The following is a 5,239-nucleotide window of genomic DNA, read 5'->3' on the forward strand; positions in this document are numbered from 1 at the left end:
GGAGGGCCTCTCGGGGAGACTGATGACCCGTTCGCGACGCGGGGTGGGAGGCAGCGAGGTGCGGGACGGAGGTGGAACCCGCCTCCCGGGGCCGCCCCGGTGACCACCCCCGGTCCTCCGTTCCGGCGGGCGTGAACGGCCGGTCGAGAGTCCGTTTCCGGAGGGAGCCGCGTGAACCGATTCGAGGAACTGGCCCATCCCGAGGCGTCCGCACCTCCCCGGCCGGGGGACGTGCTGGAGGTGGACCTCCCCGAGGGTGTCCCCTTCGGGGAGGGCTGCGAGCGGATCCTGGCGGCGGTGGAGGGGAACCGCCGGGGGTATCGCCGCCCCGGATGGGTGGAGGTCCGAGTGGGAGGTGTCCCCGTGTGTGTGACCACCCCGGCCGTGGTGGCGACCGCGCTCGAGGAGGGACGCGCCACCGGCCCCCGTGGCCCCGTCGGCAGGCCGGGACACCATCTCGTGCTCCCCAACGCCGGTCACACCCTGCTCGGCGAGGAGGAGGGGCGCCCTCGCACCGTCACCTACGTCTGCCCCGAGCAGGGGTGCGGGAGGGCGGAGACCCTGTTCCGTCCCGGGGCGCCGGTCTGCGAGGACCACGGTGTCGGGATGGTCGAGCGGTGACGCCCGACGACCATCCGATACCGCTCGCCCCGGGGGGAGGGCGACGATGAACCTCACCGACGTGGCCGGCCGTGTCACCGGCGTGCTGAGCTCCCGGTTCCTCCTGGTCGCCTACCTGCCGGTACTCGCCGGGGCCCTGCCGCTGGTGGTGCTGGTGTGGGCCGGGGCGCCCGGCGGCACGCCCGACTTCTCCGGGGCGTGGGAGACCGCCGGGTCGCTGGGGATCGGCGAGTCGCTGGTGCTCGTGCTCGCCCTGCTGGTGCCGGCCTTCCTGCTGCAGTCCCTCCAGCTCTCCCTGCACACCCTGTGGCGCGAGGGGCCGCCGTGGCGCTGGTGGCGGAGGCGTCGGTCCGCGTTCTGGCAGGGCCGCCGGGAGGCGCTGGCCGAACGGGCGCGACTGCCGGCCGACTTCCCTTCCCTCGGTCCCGCCGAGCGTGACGCCGCCACGGCCCGGGCGTGGCCCGCCGCCTCCCGGTTGAACCGCCGCTTCCCGCCCGCCGGAACGCCCACCCGCCCCACGGCGCTGGGCAACCTCCTGACCGCCATGGAGCATTCGGCGGGGCGCGCGCACGGGTGGGACGCCGCCGTGGCCTGGCCGCGTCTGTACCCGGTCCTGCGGGACCCGGCCCGGTCCCTGGTGGACGACGCGCGGGACGCCCTGGACCAGGCGATCGGGTTGGCGACCGTCATGTCGCTCTGCGCGCCGCTATCGCTCGCCCTGCTGTGGCCCTCCGGCTGGTGGACGCTCCTGACCCTGGTGCCGGCGATCCTGGCCGTGGGCGCGTACCGGGCGGCCCTGCGTTCCGCCGCCACCTACGCGGTCGCCGTGCACGGCGCGTTCGACCTGCACCGCTTCGACCTGCTGCGGGCGCTCCACCTGCAGTTGCCCGCCGACCCGGCCGGGGAGCGGGCCCTGGCGGCGGCGCTGTGCGACCTGTGGCGCCAGGACTTCCCCCTGCCCCCCGACACCCGCTACCACCACGGGGAGCCGATCGGCGGGCCCTGAGCCGGCCCCGGGGCCCCGATCCGCCGACGGCACCGGAGTGCTCGGTACCGCCGGCGCCCCAACAGGGCTGCGCGATACGGTCGTTCGGCGCCGTCAGGGGCGTGCACCGCACCGCCACGGCCCACCGAGGAGCGCCCTTGTCCCGCCGCGGAACATCCACCGGGAACCGCACCGGAAACCGTCCCGGCCCCACCCCGGCGGGGCGCCGCCTGCTGGTGGCTGCGGCGGCCGTGGTGGCCGTTCCGGCGCTTCTGCTGCCGGGATGCGCGTCCCGGTCGCCGATGGAGGCCATGGTCCACGACCTCTCCGGCTTCCGGACCGAGGACGGTGGTTACTCCTCGACAGCGCCCCCGGGAGCGGCCGGCGAGCAGGCCGCCGACCTGTACTTCGCGGGTGCCATCGCCTACTCGACCGGCGAGGAGGACCGCTTCATCGGCTCCGAGGGGGCGGAGCGGGCCGGGGCGTACGCGGCCGCCGCCGATGACGGGGACTGCGACACCCTGGTGTTCTCGGCGGCGGTCCTGCACATGGTCGAGGAACGCGACCCGGCTCTGGAGGAGCGGGCCGCGTCCTGCACGTTCGGCCGGTTGGGGGCCGAGGGCGTGCACCGGGACAACGTCGACGCGGTGGGCCCGGTCCTCGGGGCCCTGGAGCGGTTGGGGTACGCGGACAAGATCCCCCCGCTCGCGGCGGAACCGTTCGAGGTGAACGACCGTGCCGACCGGCACCGGGCGTGGCAGCTCCTCGCCCTTCTGTCGTACCTCGGGAACCGGGAGGAGATCCTGGAGCACTACGAGCGGGAGATCGGGGAACTGGGGGACTTCCTGGACGATCCGGGAGGCGACGCCCTGCTCGCGGAGGTCATCGCGGCGTACGGGGCCGCCTCCGTGGTCCCCGGGGACCACATGGGCCCGCACGGTCCCTCCGATGACCTGTTGGCGTGGCTGGAGGAGACGAAGGGGTGCGGGGGAAGCGACTCGCACCACCGCGCCTCGCCGGACACCGACTTCTGCCTTCTGCGGGACTCCTGGACGGGGCTGTCGAGCGGGCTCATCCCCCGGTGAGAGCGGGGTAACGGGGGCGGCGGCCCGTCGGGTTGTGCACAGGGTGTGGACGGGGGCTCCGGGGGCCGGGTAACGGCCCCCGGGCGCGTCAGGCGTCGGCGAGGAGGGCGTCGTACGGCGCGCTCGTTCGGCGCCCCGACATGAAGGAGAGGAAGTCGCCCACGAAGGCGCTCCGGCCGTAGGTGCCCCGGGTGCCGGGGGCGCCCTCGGGGGTGGTGAGGTCGCGGTGGAAGGCGGTGCGGAACAGGGCCCGGTACTCGTCCGCGTCGATGGTTCCGTTGCCGTCCCTGTCGGTGGCGTCGAAGAGGACCTCGGCGACGCGGATGAGGGCGGGCCCGGCGAGGGAGGGGACGCCGGCGGCGTACTCGTCGGCGTCGACCCGTCCGTCGCCGTCCGTGTCGAGGGCGGTTTGGAGTTCGCGCCACCAGGCGGCGAAGGCGTCGTAGAGCCGGGTCTCCTCGGGTTCGTCCAGATCGAGGCGGGTGGAGAGTTCGCGGGCCATGGCGGCGAGGTCGGGCCAGTCGAGATAGCCGTCCCCGGTCTGGTCCAGCACCCTGCGGAAGAACTCCCGCGCCGCGCGCCGGCCCTCCTCCGTCTCCGCCGAGGGGGCCGGAGCGGAGGCGGGGTCGGCGGTGGTCTTGGCGCCGGCGTCGCCGCTCGACGGGGTGAGGAGGCGGAGCAGCGCCGAGGCCCGCTTCACCCGGGAGCGCAGGCCGGCCACGGTTCGGGCCCGGGGGTCGTCACTGTCGGGTGAGAGGGAGAGGAACTCGATGATGGTGTCGGCGTTGATCCACCCCGCCGGCAGGAAGCGGGTCAGCCCGGCGGTGAGGTAGGCGCCCTGCATGAGGGTCGGGGCGCCGGGCACCTCGGCCAGGCCGGCCCGGCGCCGGTACGGCTCGGGCAGCGAGGCGACGGTGATCGCGCCCAGGAGCGGACCGACGACGGTTCGCCCCGCCGCCCACAGCGTCGGCACGCCGTCGAGCAGCGGCGGGGCGGGAAGGTGGTCGAAGAGCCGGTAGAGGATGACGCGGGCCGCCTCGGTGTCCTCCAGTTCGTGCTCGACGACACGGTCGAAGTACGGCCAGAAGTCGGTCAGGTCCCCGGGGAGTTCGCCGGCGTCGCCGTCGAGCGCGGCGAGGAACCCGCGGTACTCGGCGTACATCCGCTCCATCGTGGCCCGGTCGAGCGGTTGGCCGCTCAGCCGGCACATGGTGACCGCGCTCTCGAAGAGCGTGGCGACCACCCAGGCGCGGGTCGCGCGGTCCATCGCGTCGTAGGGCCGGCCGCGGGAGTCGGAGCCGCTCATCCGGGAGTGCAGCCGGTTGAGCCGGGCGGCCTCCCGTTCGCGGACCGCCGGGTCGGCGTCGAACATGCGCCGCATGCTGAGGAAGGTGTTGCGCAGCCGCCGCCAGGGGCGGGTGACGAAGGTGGAGTTCTCGGCGAGGGCGGCGGCGACCTGCGGATGGGCGGCCTCCAGCACGGTGGCGCGGATGATGGCCAGGGCCCAGCGCGGGTCGTCGAAGAAGGCGCGGAAGTGCGAGTCCGCGCCGAACAGCGGTGCCTCGTCGGCCGTGCCGGGCGTGCCGGCCGTGTCCGTGGTGTCGGTGCTCATGGACGCTCTCCGTTCGTGCGGGGCGGAACGCCACCGAAGCGGCGGTCGCGGCGGCGGTAGGTGTGCAGGCAGGCGATGAAGTCGGAGGCCCGGAAGTCCGGCCAGAGCACCTCGGGGAAGACCCACTCGGCGTAGGCGACCTGCCAGAGCATGAAGTTGGAGATGCGCTGTTCACCGGAGGTGCGGATGACCAGATCGACATCGGGGGTGTCGGGGAACGGCAGGTGCTCGGCGAAGAGCCGCTCGGTCACCTCGTCGGCGGGCGTCCCGCTGAGGATCAGCGACCTGGCGGCCTCCACGATGTCCCGGCGCCCGCCGTGGTCGAAGGCGACGGTGAGCGTCATCCCCCGGTTGTCGGCGGTCAGCGTGGTCAGGTCGTCGAGGTCCCGGGCCAGTTCGCGGGGGATGCGCGGGTCGCCCGCGCCGAGGAAACGACAGCGGATGCCCCGGGCCGGCAGCAGGGGCGCGTGCTTCCGCACGACCCGGCGGACCAGCCCCATCAGGAACTCCACCTCGGGATCGGGGCGGTTCCAGTTCTCGGTGGAGAAGGCGTACAGGGTCAGCCACCGGACACCGGCTCCCCGGGCCGCCTCGATGATGTCGATGACGGTGGTCTCGGCGGCGCGGTGCCCGTCCGTGCGGGGGAGTGAACGCCGCTGCGCCCAGCGGCCGTTGCCGTCCATCACGCAGGCCACGTGGCGGGGTACCGCGCGCGTGGGGCCGGTGGTCCGCCGCTGTCCGCCGGGGCCCTCGGACCCGTCGGTGTGTCGGCGCCCGCCGGGGTGCCCCTGCGTGGTCCCGGGTGCGCGCGGGCCCGGGACGCCGGAGTTCTTCGCGCCCGGATCCGTCCCGGCCCGAGTCGTCCCGGCCCGAGGCGTCCCGTCCGGAGCGGTACGATCCGCCGCACGGCGCCCCGTCACGTCCATCCCGCCCCAC

At 74.7% G+C, this 5,239-nt stretch carries 5 protein-coding genes; 3 read left to right on the forward strand and 2 right to left on the reverse strand.

Features of this window, described 5'->3' with window-relative positions; genetic code table 11:
* The first annotated feature begins 171 nt into the window (after positions 1-171).
* The 3 genes from FOE67_RS15695 (at position 172) to FOE67_RS15705 (ending at position 2,691) form a co-directional block, all read left to right on the forward strand.
* Entirely contained in the window at positions 172-621 is a 450-nt protein-coding gene (locus FOE67_RS15695; protein WP_182664735.1) for a hypothetical protein, read from the forward strand.
* A 46-nt stretch (positions 622-667) separates the two neighbouring features.
* On the forward strand, positions 668-1,627 hold the full coding sequence (locus tag FOE67_RS15700; RefSeq protein ID WP_182664737.1) for a hypothetical protein: 960 nt from the start codon (positions 668-670) through the stop codon (positions 1,625-1,627).
* Positions 1,628-1,764: 137 nt separating this feature from the next.
* A complete protein-coding gene (locus tag FOE67_RS15705) occupies positions 1,765-2,691 on the forward strand; it encodes a hypothetical protein (protein WP_182664739.1) in 927 nt (308 codons plus the stop codon).
* An 88-nt stretch (positions 2,692-2,779) separates the two neighbouring features.
* Here the strand turns inward: FOE67_RS15705 and FOE67_RS15710 are convergent, their stop codons facing one another.
* Both FOE67_RS15710 and uppS read right to left on the reverse strand, forming a co-directional pair.
* A complete protein-coding gene (locus FOE67_RS15710) occupies positions 2,780-4,303 on the reverse strand; it encodes an oxygenase MpaB family protein (RefSeq protein WP_182664741.1) in 1,524 nt (507 codons plus the stop codon).
* Positions 4,300-4,986: a polyprenyl diphosphate synthase gene (gene uppS, locus FOE67_RS15715; RefSeq protein WP_194444319.1), complete on the reverse strand. Its 687-nt coding sequence runs from the start codon at positions 4,984-4,986 to the stop codon at positions 4,300-4,302. Before uppS ends, FOE67_RS15710 begins: the two co-directional genes overlap by 4 nt.
* Between the last annotated feature and the right edge of the window lie 253 nt (positions 4,987-5,239).

Origin of the sequence: Streptomyces calidiresistens (assembly GCF_014141525.1) — a bacterium.
GTDB lineage: Bacteria > Actinomycetota > Actinomycetes > Streptomycetales > Streptomycetaceae > Streptomyces > Streptomyces calidiresistens.

What these genes read in the sequence shown, in the direction of transcription:
- FOE67_RS15710 (WP_182664741.1), bottom strand. Translation starts at nt 4,303, where the DNA reads ATGAGCACCGACACCACGGACACGGCCGGCACGCCCGGCACGGCCGAC.
- FOE67_RS15700 (WP_182664737.1), top strand. Translation starts at nt 668, where the DNA reads ATGAACCTCACCGACGTGGCCGGCCGTGTCACCGGCGTGCTGAGCTCC.
- uppS (WP_194444319.1), bottom strand. Translation starts at nt 4,986, where the DNA reads ATGGACGGCAACGGCCGCTGGGCGCAGCGGCGTTCACTCCCCCGCACG.